15 protein-coding genes are annotated in these 15,177 nt (G+C 72.3%); 10 read left to right on the top strand and 5 right to left on the bottom strand.

The window, feature by feature from the left end:
• Positions 1–52: 52 nt before the first annotated feature.
• Complete coding sequence (locus MB828_RS04955; protein WP_301647080.1) at positions 53–853, bottom strand: hypothetical protein; 801 nt, start codon at positions 851–853, stop codon at positions 53–55.
• A gap of 409 nt (positions 854–1,262) precedes the next feature.
• On the opposite strand from MB828_RS04955, the gene MB828_RS04950 reads away from it, so the two are divergent.
• The 8 genes from MB828_RS04950 to MB828_RS04915 all read left to right on the top strand — a co-directional run bounded on the left by MB828_RS04950 (position 1,263) and on the right by MB828_RS04915 (position 9,112).
• On the top strand, positions 1,263–2,915 hold the full coding sequence (locus tag MB828_RS04950) for an ATP-binding protein (protein ID WP_301647079.1): 1,653 nt from the start codon (positions 1,263–1,265) through the stop codon (positions 2,913–2,915).
• A complete protein-coding gene (locus MB828_RS04945) occupies positions 2,912–3,319 on the top strand; it encodes a roadblock/LC7 domain-containing protein (RefSeq protein ID WP_301647078.1) in 408 nt (135 codons plus the stop codon). Before MB828_RS04950 ends, MB828_RS04945 begins: the two co-directional genes overlap by 4 nt.
• The gene (locus tag MB828_RS04940; RefSeq protein ID WP_046732216.1) at positions 3,316–3,663 is read left to right on the top strand and encodes a DUF742 domain-containing protein; all 348 of its coding nucleotides are present in this window, start codon (positions 3,316–3,318) and stop codon (positions 3,661–3,663) included. Before MB828_RS04945 ends, MB828_RS04940 begins: the two co-directional genes overlap by 4 nt.
• Entirely contained in the window at positions 3,644–4,270 is a 627-nt protein-coding gene (locus MB828_RS04935; RefSeq protein WP_430381330.1) for a GTP-binding protein, read from the top strand. Before MB828_RS04940 ends, MB828_RS04935 begins: the two co-directional genes overlap by 20 nt.
• Positions 4,267–5,475, top strand: a complete 1,209-nt coding sequence (locus tag MB828_RS04930; protein ID WP_301647077.1) for a cytochrome P450 — start codon at positions 4,267–4,269, stop codon at positions 5,473–5,475. The genes MB828_RS04935 and MB828_RS04930 overlap by 4 nt, the downstream gene beginning before the upstream one ends.
• A gap of 78 nt (positions 5,476–5,553) precedes the next feature.
• Entirely contained in the window at positions 5,554–6,780 is a 1,227-nt protein-coding gene (locus MB828_RS04925; RefSeq protein ID WP_301647076.1) for a cytochrome P450 family protein, read from the top strand.
• A gap of 123 nt (positions 6,781–6,903) precedes the next feature.
• Positions 6,904–7,893 carry an aldo/keto reductase gene (locus MB828_RS04920; protein ID WP_133022876.1) on the top strand — a complete coding sequence of 330 codons (990 nt, stop codon included), beginning with the start codon at positions 6,904–6,906 and terminating at the stop codon, positions 7,891–7,893.
• A 49-nt stretch (positions 7,894–7,942) separates the two neighbouring features.
• Positions 7,943–9,112 carry a PP2C family protein-serine/threonine phosphatase gene (locus tag MB828_RS04915; RefSeq protein WP_301647075.1) on the top strand — a complete coding sequence of 390 codons (1,170 nt, stop codon included), beginning with the start codon at positions 7,943–7,945 and terminating at the stop codon, positions 9,110–9,112.
• A gap of 6 nt (positions 9,113–9,118) precedes the next feature.
• On the opposite strand, the gene MB828_RS04910 is transcribed toward MB828_RS04915, so the two are convergent.
• A complete protein-coding gene (locus MB828_RS04910) occupies positions 9,119–10,768 on the bottom strand; it encodes a carboxylesterase/lipase family protein (RefSeq protein WP_301647074.1) in 1,650 nt (549 codons plus the stop codon).
• A gap of 228 nt (positions 10,769–10,996) precedes the next feature.
• On the opposite strand from MB828_RS04910, the gene MB828_RS04905 reads away from it, so the two are divergent.
• Positions 10,997–11,782, top strand: coding sequence for an NPP1 family protein (locus tag MB828_RS04905; RefSeq protein WP_301647073.1), 786 nt, complete (start codon positions 10,997–10,999; stop codon positions 11,780–11,782).
• Positions 11,783–11,894: 112 nt separating this feature from the next.
• Here MB828_RS04905 and MB828_RS04900 read toward each other — a convergent pair whose 3' ends face one another.
• The 3 genes from MB828_RS04900 to MB828_RS04890 all read right to left on the bottom strand — a co-directional run bounded on the left by MB828_RS04900 (position 11,895) and on the right by MB828_RS04890 (position 13,943).
• Entirely contained in the window at positions 11,895–12,710 is an 816-nt protein-coding gene (locus tag MB828_RS04900; RefSeq protein WP_046732209.1) for an SAM-dependent methyltransferase, read from the bottom strand.
• Between the two features lie 119 nt (positions 12,711–12,829).
• Positions 12,830–13,066, bottom strand: a complete 237-nt coding sequence (locus MB828_RS04895) for a DUF397 domain-containing protein (protein ID WP_301647072.1) — start codon at positions 13,064–13,066, stop codon at positions 12,830–12,832.
• 1 nt (position 13,067) lies between these two features.
• On the bottom strand, positions 13,068–13,943 hold the full coding sequence (locus MB828_RS04890; protein ID WP_133022873.1) for a helix-turn-helix domain-containing protein: 876 nt from the start codon (positions 13,941–13,943) through the stop codon (positions 13,068–13,070).
• 327 nt (positions 13,944–14,270) lie between these two features.
• Between MB828_RS04890 and MB828_RS04885 the strand changes: the two genes are divergently transcribed.
• On the top strand, positions 14,271–14,945 hold the full coding sequence (locus MB828_RS04885) for an ATP-binding protein (RefSeq protein WP_301647071.1): 675 nt from the start codon (positions 14,271–14,273) through the stop codon (positions 14,943–14,945).
• Positions 14,946–15,177 lie beyond the last annotated feature (232 nt).

The following is a 15,177-nucleotide window of genomic DNA, read 5'->3' as shown; positions in this document are numbered from 1 at the left end:
GGTCGGCCGCGTGACTTATGGGGTTCCGGGGAAGACGGAAGGGTTGGCTGTTTCAGGGGAGCCGCAGGGACGGCACGGGGTGGCGCTGGGGGTCGGGGCGGTGCACGGGCGGGCCGGAACGGGGCGGCGGCGGTGGGGTGTCGAGGCGCTGCGTGAAGCGGGCCAGGAGGGGCGGCCGACGGCCGTGCAGCAGGCCGAGGAGGACCGCGCCGGTCACCGCGATCAGGTGCTCCCGGCCGGCGAGGTTCGGTACGGCGATCGACTCCCACACCATCGAGCCGCCGGTCAGTGTGAAGACGACGGGGGCCCGGCGGACCACGGCCAGATAGGTGAACAGCCCGACCACGGCGGCGGACGGCCCGGTGTCGAGGACCCGGCCCACCGCCGGGGGCAGGCCGAACCCCCACCAGCCGGGGCCCACCGCGACCATCATCCGGGCGGTCATGGTGCCGGCCACGGTGGTGAGGTAGGCGACGGCGAGGGTCCGGCCGCGGCCGAGGGTGAGTTCGGCGAGCGCGAAGGCGAGGAAGAGCTGGGTGATGCCCGCCCAGACGGGCAGGTCCAGGGCCGGGACGTAGAGCGAGACGGGGGTGCGGAGCAGGGAGAGCCACAGCGGGAGGTCGGCGGTGACACCGCCGAGGTGCCATACGAGTCTTCTGCCTAAGGGGTGCTGGGCGACGGCGTGGAAGAAGATGACGCCGGACGCGGCCACGAACGCCAGCACGATCCCGCTGAGCCCGCGGCGTACGAGCTGCCGTACCGGCTCCACCACGATGCCGTGCCATTCGTCGCGCAGCGTGCGCCGCAGGAACCGGACCGCTCGCGCGGTCAGCCGGGTCCAGTCGCCCCTCATGAAGGCATCGCCCCCTCGACACCGCCCCGCCGTCGGCCTGCCCACGGACCCGTGCACACGGACCCGCGCACACGGAGAAGAGGTTCTCCACGCCCCGGCCGTTTCACGCGTCATCGTATAGACGTTTGGATCATTTGCGACGATGCGGGAGCTACGACTGGCCGGAATTCCGCGTCGCGTTCATCACCCGTCCACGACGGAACCCTCCTGCCCGCCCGCGCGTCCCCCTCCCCACTCACAGTCGATCCACAGCAAGTCACCTTCGCTGTCATGGCTTTCAGGTAATGCGGCCGGAACCGTTCTGTTTCGATCACGGACTCTCGTATAGTGACGCGAAGTTCAGCACCGAGCGTCACAACTCCTTTACCGGACACACATCCCTACCTGCTCCGAGGACCAGACCGGACTGATGACCGCGCCCACGCATCCCGGCGACCGACCGTCCCCCCGTACGCTCGCTCCGACCCTCGCACTGACCGCCCTCGTGTCGGCTCTCGCGGTGGTGGCCGCGGTGACCGCCGCTCCGGCCTCGGTACGTACGCCCCTCGCCCTGGGGGCGAGCGCGGCCGCGCTGCTGCTCTGCGCGGCGGTGACCTGGGCCGTCCACGCGGCCCGCACCGCGCGCAGTGCCCGGCGCCGGCTGGAGGCGGTGAGCCAGGACATCGGGCGGCTGCTCCAGCAGCAGGCCCGCACGACCGAGGAGGCGCGCCAGGAGCAGCAGCGGCTCATCGACGAACTGGCCCAGCAGCGCAGCGAGTTCGCGGAGTCCTTCGAGCAGGAGCGGGCCCGCGTCCAGGAGGAGAGCGGCCAGGAGCTGGACTGGTACCGGCAGGAGAACGTCCGGCTCGCCGCCGCCCTGGAGCGGGCCTCCCGGGAACGGGCCGCGGCGATCGCCGCCGCCGGCAACGCGGCCGGGCGGATGCAGGCCCTGGCCACCGCCACCCTCGCCGACCTGCGGGGCATGGAGGAGCGGCACACCGAGGAGGACGTGCTCGCGGACCTGCTGCACCTCGACCACCGCACCGCCCAGGCGGGCCGGCTCGCCGACTCCATCGCGGTACTGACCGGGGCGCGTTCCGGCCGCCGGTGGGCACGTCCGATCGGCATGGAGTCGATCCTGCGCGGGGCGATGGGCCGGATCAGCGGCTACCGCCGGGTGCGGGTGCACTCGGTGAGCGAGGCGGCCGTCGCCGGACACGCCGCCGAGGGTGTCATGCACGCGCTCGCCGAACTCCTCGACAACGCCGCCAACTTCTCGCCGCCGACGGCCGAGGTCCACGTGTACGTGGAGGAGGTGCCGGCCGGGGTCATCGTGTCCGTGGAGGACAGCGGGCTGGTCATGGGCGACGTGCAGTTGCGCCGCGCCGAGCGGGCGGTCTCCGGCGACACCACGGAGCTGGGCGGTCTCACCGGCACCCGGCTCGGTCTCGCGGTGGTGGGCCGGCTGGCCGGCAAGCACGGTCTGAAGGTGTCGTTCCGGCCGTCGGCACGCGGCGGCACCGGCGTGCTGATGCTGGTCCCGCAGGACCTGCTGACCAGCCCGGTCGGCGACGAGCCCGTGCCCCCGAAGGCGGCCGGGTCGCCCGCTCGGGTGCCGGCCGCCGCGGACCCGGCACCCGAGCACGAGTCCGCCGCGGCGGGCGAGGCCGGCGAGCCTGCCGAGTCGGCCGAGGCAACCGGACCCGCGGCAACCGGACCCGCGGCCGCCGAATCCACGGGCGCCGAATCCGCCGACGACGCGGACGAACCCGCCGGGCTGCCGAGGCGGCGCCGCGGCCGGACCCTCGCCGAGGCCGAGCGCAGGTCGTCGCCGCAGCCGGAGCAGCCGCGCCCCGCGCCCGCCGCCGAGGACGCCCGGGTGCGCGCCGCCCGCTTCAACAGCTTCCGGCAGGCCGTACGCACCGCCGCGCCCGACTCCGCCGGCGCCCACGGCGCGGCCGGCGAGACAGACCCGTACGCCCCCACGCCCGTGCACGACCCGGCCCCCGCGCCCCACCCGGAGTCCGGATCCGAGCACACCTCTCACCCGCACGCGTACCCGGAAGGCGACACCACTTCATGACCGGCAGGACCACCGCCGACGACAAGCTCACCTGGCTCATCGAGGGCCTCCTGGAGCGCACCCCCGGTGCTCGGCATGCCCTGGTGCTCTCCCGCGACGGGCTCAAGCTCTGCCGTACCCCGGAGCTCTCCGTCGACCAGGCCGACCAGCTCGCGGCGATCGCCGCCGGCATCCAGTCGCTGTCGCACGGGGCGTCCGTGGAGTTCGGCGACGGCAGCGGGGGCGTGCGGTCGGCGATGACCGAGTTCTACGGGGGCGTGCTGTTCATCGTCGAGGCCGGCGAGGGCGCCCACCTGGCCGTGGTGACCAGCGAGGACGCGGAGCCGGGGCTGGTCGGGCACAACATGAGCGAACTGGTCGAGCAACTCGGCGAACACCTGACCGCGCAGCCCCGCAGCGCATGAGCCGGCCCGGCAGGGACGACGCGCCCGACCGTCTCTACACCATCACCGGCGGCCGCAGCGGTGCCGGCCCCGACAACCCCTTCGACCTGGTCACGCTGGTCGTGGCCGAGTCGGAGCCGGCCACCGGCATGCAGTCGGAGCACGCGGCGATCCTGCGGCTGGCCGAGTTCCCGGTCTCCGTGGTCGAGATCGCCGCGGAGCTGGCGCTGCCGGTGAGCATCACCAAGATCCTGCTGGGCGACCTGCTGGCGGCCGGCCGGGTCAGTGCCCGCCACCCGTACCGGCCGGCCATCACCGATCCCGACATCCTGGAGCAGGTGCTCGTTGGACTCCGCAACCTCTGACGCGCGCACCCCGTTGGGTGCCTCCGCCGACAACGGCTTCAAGATCGTGGTCGTGGGCGGCTTCGGCGTCGGCAAGACCACGCTGGTCCGCTCGGTCAGCGAGATCCGTCCCCTGAACACCGAGGAGACGATGACCCAGGCCGGCGCGGAGGTCGACGACATCCGCGAGGTGCGCGGCAAGTCCGCCACCACCGTCGCCTTCGACTTCGGCCGGATCACGCTGGACGCCCGCAACGTGCTGTACCTGTTCGGGGCGCCGGGCCAGGAGCGGTTCTGGTTCCTGTGGGACCGGCTGTTCTCCGGCACCCTCGGGGCGGTCGTGCTCGTCGACACCCGGCGGATCGACGACTCCTGGTACGCCATCGACCGCCTGGAGAAGCACGGCACGCCGTTCATCGTCGCCTGCAACGACTTCGGCGGCGCCGTGCACACGCCGGAGGCCGTCCGGCACGCCCTCGACCTGGATCCGCAGGTCCCCCTGGTGAACTGCGACGCCCGTTCCCGGGAGTCCGGCAAGCAGGTGCTGATCACGCTCGTCCAGCACGTCAAGAACCGGTACGCCGGCCCGTCCGCGCCGGCGGACCTGCCCCGACAGGAGTTCGTGTGACCCCCGAAGCCGTGCCGCTCGGCGGCCCCCGGTTCCAGACCGAACCGGCGCGTCTGTACCGCGAGATGCGGCGCGACCACGGCGCCGTCACCCCCGTCGTGCTCGACGGTGACGTGCCCGCCTGGCTGGTCGTCGGCTACCGCGAGCTGCACCAGGTGACCGGGGACCCGGTGCTGTTCAGCCGGGACTCGGACCTGTGGAACCAGTGGGACATGATCCCCGACGACTGGCCGCTGCTGCCGATGATCGGCCGTAAGCAGCCCTCGATCCTGTACACGGTCGGCGAGCGGCACCGCGAGCGGGCCGGGATGATCAGCGACGCGCTGGAGGCCGTCGACCCGTTCGAACTGCGCGGCCACGCCGAGCGGTTCGCGGACGAGCTGATCGACGGGCTGTGCACGAGCGGTGAGGCCGACCTGATCGGCCAGTACGCGATGCTGCTGCCGGTGCGGGTGCTGGCGCGCCTGTACGGCTTCTCCGACGAGGAGGGCCCCGGTCTGGTCACCGCCCTCAACGACATGATCGACGGGCGTGAGCGGGCGATCGCCGGGCAGACCCATCTGGCCACGTCCATGGCCCAGTTGCTGGCCGACCGGAAGGCGGACCCGGCCGACGACGTGGTGTCGCGGATGCTCCAGGACAAGAGCGGGTTCACCGACGAAGAGATGATGAACGACCTGATGGTCATGATGGCGGCCGGGCACCAGCCGACCGCCGACTGGATCGGCAACTCGCTGCGGCTCATGCTCACCGACGACCGGTTCGCCGCCTCCCTGTTCGGCGGCCGCAACAGCGTCGCGGAGGCGATGAACGAGGTGCTGTGGGAGGACACCCCCAGCCAGAACATCGCCGGCCGCTGGGCGTCCCGCGACACCCAGCTGGGCGGCCGCCGGATCCGCGCCGGTGACCTGCTGATCCTCGGTCTCCAGGGCGCCAACTCCGATCCGCAGGTGCGCACCGACGCCTCCGCGCTGACCGGCGGCAACAACGCGCACTTCTCCTTCGGGCACGGCGAGCACCGCTGCCCGTTCCCCGCCCAGGAGGTCGCCGAGGTGATCGCCCGGACCGGGATCGAGGTCGTCCTCGACCGGCTTCCGGACATCGACCTGGCGGTCCCGGCCGACTCCCTCACCCGGCGGCCCTCGCCGTGGCTGCGCGGGCTGACCGCGCTGCCCGTCCGGTTCACCCCCGTACCCGCCCTCTGATCCGCTGATCCGCTTCGAGAGACAGGCGCAGCACCGCATGGCTCAGTTATCCGACCCTGCCCTGGGAGGCACGTCACGATGACGACCGGTACCGAACAAGCCCGGATCGCCCTCGACCCCTTCGTCGGTGACCTGGACGGCGAGAGCGCGCGGCTGCGCGCCGCCGGCCCGCTCGCCGCCGTGGAACTGCCCGGCGGGGTGCCCGTCTGGGCGGTCACCCGGCACGCCGAGGCCAAGGCGCTGCTGACCGACCCGCGGCTGGTCAAGGACATCAACGTGTGGGGGGCCTGGCAGCGCGGGGAGATAGCGCCGGACTGGCCGCTGATCGGCCTCGCCAACCCCGGCCGTTCGATGCTGACCGTGGACGGCGCCGACCACCGCAGGATGCGGGTGCTGGTCGCGCAGGCGCTCACCCCGCGCCGGGTGGAGCAGATGCGGGAGCGGATCCAGAAGCTCACCCAGGACCTGCTCGACGCCCTGCCCGTGGACGGGGAGCGCGTCGACCTCAAGGCGGCCTTCGCGTACCCGCTGCCCATGTACGTCATCGCCGACCTGATGGGCATCGACGAGGCTGAACTGCCGCGTCTGAAGGTGCTGTTCGAGAAGTTCTTCTCCACCCAGACCCCGCCCGCCGAGGTCATCGCCACCCTCACCGAGCTGGCCGGGATCATGGCCGCGACGGTCGCCGCCAAGCGGGCCGCGCCCGGGGACGACCTGACCAGCGCGCTGATCCTGGCCTCGGAGGACGGCGACCACCTCACCGACGAGGAGATCGTCTCCACCCTCCAGCTGATGGTGGCGGCGGGCCACGAGACCACCATCTCCCTGATCGTCAACGCCGTGGTCAACCTCTCCACCCACCCCGACCAGCGGGCCGCCGTGCTCGCCGGGGAGGTGGACTGGTCGTCGGTGGTCGAGGAGACGCTGCGCTGGTCCACCCCGACCTCGCACGTGCTGATCCGGTTCGCCACCGAGGACGTCCAGGTCGGCGACAAGGTGCTGCCGGCGGGCGACGCGCTCATCGTGTCGTACGCCGCGATCGGCCGTGACGAGGACGCGCACGGGCCGAGCGCCGGGGAGTTCGACGTCACCCGGGAGTCGGGGAACCGGCACATCTCCTTCGGGCACGGGCCGCACGTCTGCCCGGGCGCGGCGCTCTCCCGGCTGGAGGCGGGCGTCGCGCTGCCCGCGCTCTACGAACGCTTCCCCGGCCTGGACCTCGCGGTGCCGGCGTCCGAGCTGCGCAACAAGCCGGTGGTCACCCAGAACGACCTCTTCGAGCTGCCGGTGCGGCTCAACCCCTGACGGGCGAAGGCGGCCCGGGACGCGGTACGCCGCGCCCCGGGCCGTTCGCGTTTGACTTCGAGTGCGCTTGAAGTCGTAGCGTCCGAAGGACAGCACCAATCAGCAGGAAAGGCTGGGAGTCACATGCGACAGCGCACTCTCCGGGATCTGCAGGTCTCCGCCATCGGTCTCGGCTGCATGGGCATGTCCGCCTTCTACGGCACGGCCGACGAGGACGAGGGCGTGCGGACCATCCACCGCGCCCGGGAACTGGGCGTCACCTTCCTCGACACCGCGCAGCTCTACGGTCCGCTCACCAACGAGACGCTGGTCGGCGAGGCGATCCGCGGGCACCGCGACGAGTACGTGATCGCCACCAAGTTCAACTACCGGATGGACCACGCCGTACCGGGCGACATGAGCAGCATCGGCCGGCAGGACGGTTCCGCCGACCACGTCCGCAGCTCGGTGCACGGCTCGCTGGAGCGGCTGGGCACCGACCACATCGACCTGTACTACCAGCACCGGGTCGACCCGAACGTGCCGATCGAGGAGACCGTCGGCGCCCTGGGCGAGCTGGTCGCCGAGGGCAAGGTGCGGCACATCGGGCTGAGCGAGGCGAGCCCCGAGACGATCCGGCGGGCCCACGCGGTGCACCCGGTCACGGCCGTGCAGACCGAGTACTCACTGTGGTCCCGTGACCCGGAGGACGGGGTCATCCCGACCTGCCGGGAGCTGGGCATCGGATTCGTCCCGTACTCGCCGCTGGGCCGCGGTTTCCTCGCCGGCCGGTTCTCCTCCCCCGACGAGCTCGACGCGAACGACTTCCGGCGCAGCGGTCCCCGGTTCACCGGCGACAACCTGGAGGCCAACCTCCGGCTCGCCGCCAAGGTGAAGGAGATCGCCGCGGAGAAGGACGTCACCCCGGCGCAGCTGGCGCTCGCGTGGGTGCTGGCCCAGGGCGACGGCATCGTCCCGATCCCCGGCACCAAGCGCCGCAGCTACCTGGAGCAGAACGCGGCGGCCGTGGACGTCGAGCTGACCAAGGACGACCTGGCCCGCATCGACGCCGAGGTGCCGCGGGCCGCGGGCGAGCGCTACGACGAGTCCGGGATGCGCTCCGTGAACCTGTGACGGCCGGCGCGCGGTGGCCGGTCGGACGGGGGTGGCGCACGCTGGTGCCATGCGGACGCGGTGGATCGGAGCGGCGGGTCTGCGGCAGTCGTGGCAGTCCTGGCAGTCGTCCCACGCGCTGCTGCTGCTCCCGATCGCCCTCATCCTGGTGATCACGGTGGCGGACCTCCGCACGCCCGAGGACATCCATCTGGGCCCCGCCCTGGTCATCGCCCCCGCCCTCACCCCGTCCTTCGCCGGCCCCCGGGCGACCGCGCTGGTCGGGGCGCTGGCGGTGGCCGCCCAGGTGGTGATCGCCCTGTTCCACGGCGGGCTGACCACCGCCAACCACATCGTGCAGAGCGTCACGCTGGCCGTGCTCTCGGTGTTGCTGGTGGTCTACAGCGCGGTCCGGGAGCGGCGCCGCGCCCAGCTGGCCCAGGTCCGCTCGGTCGCCGAGGCCGCGCAGCACGTGCTGATGTGGCCGCTGCCCGAGCAGATCGGGCCGCTGCGAATCGCCTCGCTGTACCTGGCCGCCGAGGACGAGGCGCAGATCGGTGGCGATCTGTACGCGGTCACCCGCTCGGCCGACCTGGTCAGGGTGCTGATCGGTGATGTGCGGGGCAAGGGCCTGGCCGCGATCGGTGAGGCGGCGCTGCTGCTCAGCGCCTTCCGGGAGTCCGCGCACCGGGACATCAGCCTGCCGGAGCTGGCCGACCTCCTGGAGCAGAGCGTGATCAGGAACGCGGCGGACCTGGACTCGTCGGAGGAGGCGGACGAGCGGTTCGCGACCGCCCTGCTGATCGAGATCCCGGACCGGGACCCGATCACCCGGATGACCAGCTGCGGCCATCCGCCACCTCTGCTGCTGAGCCCCGGGCACGCGGTCACCGACCCGAGCCTGCATCCGTCGCCGCCGCTGGGCGTGCGCGGGACGGCGGCCTCGGAGCACACGCTGGACGTGTTCTCCTTCGAGCCGGGCGACACCCTGCTGCTGTACACCGACGGGGTCACCGAGGCACGGGACGCCCGGCGCCGCTTCTATCCGCTCGCGGACCGGGTGGCGCAGTGGACCGACTCCTCCCCCGAGGCGCTGATCCACCACGTCCGCCGCGACCTGCTGGCCCACGCGGGTGGCCGGCTGGGCGACGACGCCGCCCTGATCGCCCTGCACCGCACCCCGGCCGGGCACCGACGTCACCATCACGGCGCCCTCGGCCACGGCTCGGCCCGGGCCTGAGAGGGGTCAGAACTCCTCGGTCCCTGATTCCAGGTACGTCTTCACGAAGGCGAGCCTGGCGTCGCTGTCGGCCACCGCGAGGGTGCCGAACCGGGCGCCGAGTTCCATGGTCGCCGGGGTGTCGGCGGCGAGGGCCGGCCAGGTGGGCAGGGAGGTGCCGTTCGGGTCGCCGGTGGCGGCGAACCGCGCGACGCAGGAGGCGGTGGTGTCGGCGATGTCGTAGTCCTGGGAGGTCCAGGGCCGGTCGGTGTCGTAGAGGAAGCCGAGCAGGTAGTAGACGTCGGAGCCCTGGAAGGCGCCGGTCGCCGTGGTGCCGATGGCCGGGTTGGTGTCGTCGTACCCCGGTGGCACGCGGGTCCAGTAGTAGGTGTGCACGGGACCGGAGTTGCCGGCCGTGTCGAGGAACTGGCCGCCCCACAGGAAGGCGGAGACGCGTTCCTCGTCCCGGGCCCAGGCGCTGAACTGCTGGGCGGCGGCCGTGTCGGTGTCCGCCGGGTAGAGCGTCAGGAAGGTGTCCGCCAGCCCCAGCGGGCCGAACTCGGAGGCCGCGTAGGCCCGGAACGCGTCCAGCGTCAGGTCGGGCGCGGCGCCGCCCGCGTCCTTGCAGACGCCGGTGAGGACGGGTACGTCGGTCTCGGCGCGGGCCGCCAGTACGGCGGTGTAGGTGTCGGGCAGCACGTATCCGTCGAGGACGTGCCCGAAGTCGGCGGCGGGATCGGCGGCGGCCCGGGTGACGAGGTCGTCGGCGTCCAGGGCGCGCAGTGCGGCGAGGCCGTCGGCGCCCAGGCGGGCGGCGAGGCCGGTGCCGTCGGCCTCGGCGTCGGCGAGGCTCCGGTGGCGGGCGGGCCCCCGGGCGATCGCCGGGTCCTTGGTGTACCGGACGCCGGAGGAGAGCAGGGCGCGGTGGTAGAGGCCCCGGGCGCGCCGGGACGCCAGCAGGACGTTGACGACGGCGGCGCCCTGCGACCAGCCGCCCAGGGTCACCCGGCCCGGGTCGCCGCCGAACGCGCCGATGTTCCGCGCCACCCACTCCAGGGCCGCGACCACGTCCAGGGTCCCCCAGTTCCCGGAGCCGCCGTAGGCAGACTCGGCGGTCAGCGCGGGGTGGGCGAGGCCGCCGAGGACGCCGACGCGGTGGTTGAGGGTGACGACGACCACGCCCTTGGCCGCGAGCAGGGAGCCGTTGTAGATCTCCTGGCCCGACCACAGGGCGGTGTCGCCGCCGTAGAGCCAGACCAGGACGGGGCGGGCGTCGCCCGAACTCGTCGCGGCCGTCCAGATGTTGAGGTTCAGGCAGTCCTCGCTCAGCTCGGGCACCTGGTCGCTCGGGATGCCCGTGACCGGCTGCGGGCAGGCCGGTCCCCAGGAGTCGGCGGCCCGTACCCCGTCCCAGGACGGGGCCGGCTGCGGCGGGCGCCAGCGGTTCGCTCCGGCGGTGGAGGCGGCGTACGGGACGCCCTTGTAGACGGTGACGCCACGCAGGCCGCCCTGGACCCCGGTGACCTGGCCGGATTCCGTGGTGACCGGGTCGGTGGCGGCCGCGCTGCGCGCCGCCTCGGCCGGGGTGGGCAGCGTGCCGAGCAGTCCGGCAGCGGCGGCGGCGCCGAGGAAACCGCGCCGGTTCAGCGCGGCGGAACGCGTCCTGCTGTTGTTCACTGGGTTCCCTTTCGGGCGGTGGGGGGACGAGCCGACCAGCAGCCTGGCGCCGGGCGAACGGTGCGGCAAGCGCATCCGGTTGACTGACAGCAACTCAACAGCCGCTCACAGAAAGGGTGTTGAGACCGCTGTTCAACCGGCTTTGGAGAAAAGTTCAGTCCGACAGGTGGTCTCGACCACAGGTGGCCTGCCAGACTCCGCTTCGCCTTTCCGAAACAGGGAGTCGACATGTCCGACCTGCAACCCCCCACCCGCAGACGGCCGTTCCGCAAGGCGCTGGCCGCCGCGCTCGGCGCGCTCGCCCTCGTCGTCGCCGTGCCCGCCACCGCGCACGCGAACGTCCTGACCCTGCTGCCGCAGAACGCCGACGGTCTGGAGCAGACGTTCTCCCCGGCGTACGACTACGACGGCGACGGCTGCTACACCACCGCGGCCATCGGCGCCGACGGCACCATCAACCCCGGTCTGGCGCTGGGCGGTGACGTCAACGGCCACTGCCACGACTACGCGCAGCTCGCCAACGCCAACACCTACTCGCGCGAGAAGTGCAACAACGGCTGGTGCGCGGTGATGTACGCCAGCTACTTCGAGAAGGACCAGGCCACGCTCGGTCCGCTGGCCATCGGGCACCGGCACGACTGGGAACACGTCATCGTGTGGATCCAGAACAACCAGGTGCAGTACGTCTCGGTGTCCCAGCACAGCAGCTACCAGGTGGCCGCGGCCTCGGCCGTCCGGTTCGACGGCACCCACCCGAAGATCGTCTACCACAAGGACGGCGTGTCCACCCACGACTTCCGGTTCGCCAACTCCAACGACGAGCCGCCGGAGAACGTGACGGGTGGCTGGTTCTACCCGCGGCTGGTGGGCTGGGACGGCTACCCGGCGGGCTACCGGGACAAGCTGATGAACGCGGACTTCGGCGACGCGACCATCAAGATCAAGGACGGCTCGTTCAACGCCAACCTGTCGTACTCCAGGCCGTCGGGGATCTCGTTCGACCCGAACGCCTGAGCACGGACGCGTCGGTACGGACGCGTCGGTACGGACGCCCTGTCGCGGGCGCCCGGGTGAAAGACCGTGCCGGGGCCGGGAAGGTGAGCCCGGCCCCGGCACGGAGCATCTGTCACGGCTTGCGGGCGACCGCGCCGTACATCGCGATGTCCTCGTCGCGGATGCCCTGCTCGCCGGTGCCGTCCGGGTGCCACTTGTGGACCTGGACGATGCCCGGCTCCACCAGCTCCAGGCCCTCGAAGAACTCGTGGGCCTCGTCGATGGTGCGCAGCCGCATCGGCATGTTGCGGGCCGCGTACTCGCGGGCGACCCGGCCCACCTCCTCGGGCGCGAACTCGGCGGTGCCGATGGACATCGCCAGGTAGCTGCCGGAGGGCAGCGGTTCGAGGAGACGCCGTACGACGCCCACCGCGTCGTCCGCGTCGAGCATGAAGTGCACGATGGCGATCACCGTGAGCGCGACCGGCTTGCCGAGGTCGAGGGTCTCGCGGAGCTCGGGGGCGTCGAAGAGGTCCGTCAGGTCGCGGAAGTCGGCCTCGATGTACGCCGTCCTGCCCTCGGGCGTGCTGGAGAGCAGGCCCTGGGACAGGGTGAGGACGATGGGGTCGTTGTCCACGTAGACGACCCGGGAGTCCGGGGACACCGCCTGGGCTATCTCGTGCAGGTTCGGGGAGGTGGGGATGCCGGTCCCGACGTCCAGGAACTGGCGCATCCCCGCCTCCTCGGCGAGCCAGCGCACGGCGCGGTTCATCCAGTCGCGGTTGGCGCGCATGTGGATCGGGAGCGCGGGCCACTCGTGCGCCATCGCGTCACCCGCCTCCTGGTCGGCGGGGTAGTAGTCCTTGCCGCCCAGGATGTAGTCGTAGATCCGCGCGGAGTGCGCGTTCTCGGTGTCGATGCGGTCGGCCGGCCATCCGTTGTCGGGCAACGCCGTGTCTCCCATTCAGGTGAGGGGGATGCGGGGGTGTTCGGGGACTGCGGGGGTGCTGTGTCAGGTGGGGGCTGGTTGAACGATCAGCTGTAGCAAGGAAGTTCCCGGGAAAGGGGTCACATCAGGAAGTCGGCGTCACCCGCTTTCACACCGGTCAGGAAACTCGTCATCTCGCGGGGTGTGAAGACCAGCGCCGGACCGTCGGGGTCGGTCGACTGGCGTACCGCCACCCGGCCGTCCGACAGCTTCTTCACTTCCACGCAGGCGCCGCCGGCGTCGTCGCTCCACGGCTTGGACCAGCCGCGCGCGCCGAGTTGCCGGGACGTGATGCCGTTCTGTACGGGGTGGTGCACGTCAGAGCTCCTTGCGAATCGCACCGAGGAGGACCTCGGTCTTTCTGGCGGGCGCCGCCTGGGCGCCCAGCCGGTCCAGGGCCTCGCGGTAGACCACGACGTCGTCGCCCTTGTCCAGGTAGACCGCGCCCACCAGGCCGTTGAGATAGACGATGTCGGGGAGTTCGGGTGCCTTGAACCGGAAGAGGTGGTACGCGCCCGCGCGCATGGCGGGGTGCGGGCCGTTGGCGAACGGCATGATCTGCAAGGTGACGTTGGGCAGCCGGTTGAGCTCGATCAGATGGTCGATCTGGGCGCGCATGACGGCGGCGCCGCCGACCGGCCAGCGCAGCACCGTCTCGTCCATCACGACCCAGAGCCGGGGCGGCGACTGCCGGGTGATCAGCTCCTGGCGGCGCATGCGCAGCGCCACCATCCGCTCGGTGGCCTCGCCGGGCGCGTGCGGGTTGCCCGCGCCGAGCAGGGCGGCGGCGTACTCGCGGGTCTGCAACAGGCCGTGCACGAACTCGTTCTCGTAGGCGCGGATCTGCAACGCGGCCTGTTCCAGGCTCAGGTACGCGGCGAACCAGTCGGGCATCACATCGCGGTAGGTGTGCCACCAGCCGCGCTTGTTGGCCTCGCGCACGGACTGCAGGAAGGTGTCGACCTCCTGGCGGTCCGTCACGCCGTAGGTCTGGAGCAGTTTCTCGGCGTCCGCCAGCCGGAGCCGGGCCACCTTGGCGGCCTCCATCCGGCGGATCGTGGAATGGCTGACGCCGATCGCGGCGGCTGCCTGCTCATAGGTCAGGCCGGCCCGGGTGCGCATCTCCTCCAGCTGCCGGCCCAGGATCATGCGCAGGACGGAAGGGGCACCGCCCCAGTCGGTCTCCGAGGTCACGCCCTACCCCCTCACACCAGGTTTCAGGGTCACCGTCTCACGTGCGTGTGATCGGCTCGCGGACTCATTCGATCACTTCTTGTCGGGAGCAGCATGCACTTCGCTTCTTGCAATTTTCAACTTGCCGGTTGCGAGACGATGTTGGCAGATGCCAGAGTGGGCTTACTGCTCCGGCCGACCAAGGAGCAGGCGAAGCAGAGCAGTTGGGGGAAACTGAGCTGCGGCCCGGCGCCGCCCAGGCACGGGTCGTCGTCTGCCCCCGAGCGGCCCGGGGCGGACGCGACCGCTCAGCCCCACGCTGCGAAGCCGGACGAAAGGCGCACGGCGATGGCCCCGCCCTCTCTCCCCCAGCCGCTCGACCGACTCCCCGACGACCGGATACCCGGTCTGCCCCGGCCGGCCCTGATGGCCGCCGCCGAGGGCGCTCACCGCCCGTCGGACGTGACGGGCGCCCCCCTGCCACCCGGAGGCGAACGCCTCGGTCGACTCCCTGGGCCGCAAGGCCTCGACCGGTTCGCCTCCGGGGACCGCTCCGCCGCTGCCCGCAGCCGCGTCTTCGACCTGGCACCGACGCCGCGCGCGGTGGGCAACGCCCGCCGGAGCGTGGGCGAACTGCTCGGCACCTGGGGCGTGTGCGACGAGGCCCGCGACAACGCGGTGCTGGTCACCTCCGAACTGGTCACCAACGCGATCGTGCACTCGGCCGGCCGGCGGATCGTGTGCCGGGTGCACGCCACCGACGACCGGGTCCGTATCGAGGTCGAGGACCAGAACGGCGGCTTCACCCTCCCGGCGCCCCGGCGGGCCAGACCGGACGAGCAGAACGGCCGCGGCCTGTTCCTGGTCGACGCGCTCAGCCTCGACTGGGGCGTCCAGGTCGCGCCGGAGGGATCCACCGCCCGCGTCGTCTGGGCCGAGTTGCCGACGGCACCGGACGACTGCTCCACCACCCCCCACGCCCCAGGAGACCCGTCGCCCCATGGACCGTCCCCCCACTCCTGACCTCCCCGCCGACCCGTCCTGGACCCGCACCCGCCCCAAACCCGGCCCGGAACAACCCCACACCGCTCCGGCCGCCTGATCTCCGCCCCGAGCCGTCCGCCCGCCCCCGCGGCCAGGCCCTCCCCCGGGAGGCCGAGCCGCGGAGCGGGCCGTCGCGTTCTCACCGCGGCGGGCGCCGGCCGGCATGGGCCAGCAGGGCGGCCGCCGCGGCGCGCAGCCGGGCCGCCGCGGT

The organism is Streptomyces arenae (assembly GCF_022343545.1).
Lineage (GTDB): Bacteria > Actinomycetota > Actinomycetes > Streptomycetales > Streptomycetaceae > Streptomyces > Streptomyces humi.
Note: the sequence above shows the minus strand (reverse complement) of the source record. Positions and strands in the feature narration are given on the sequence as shown.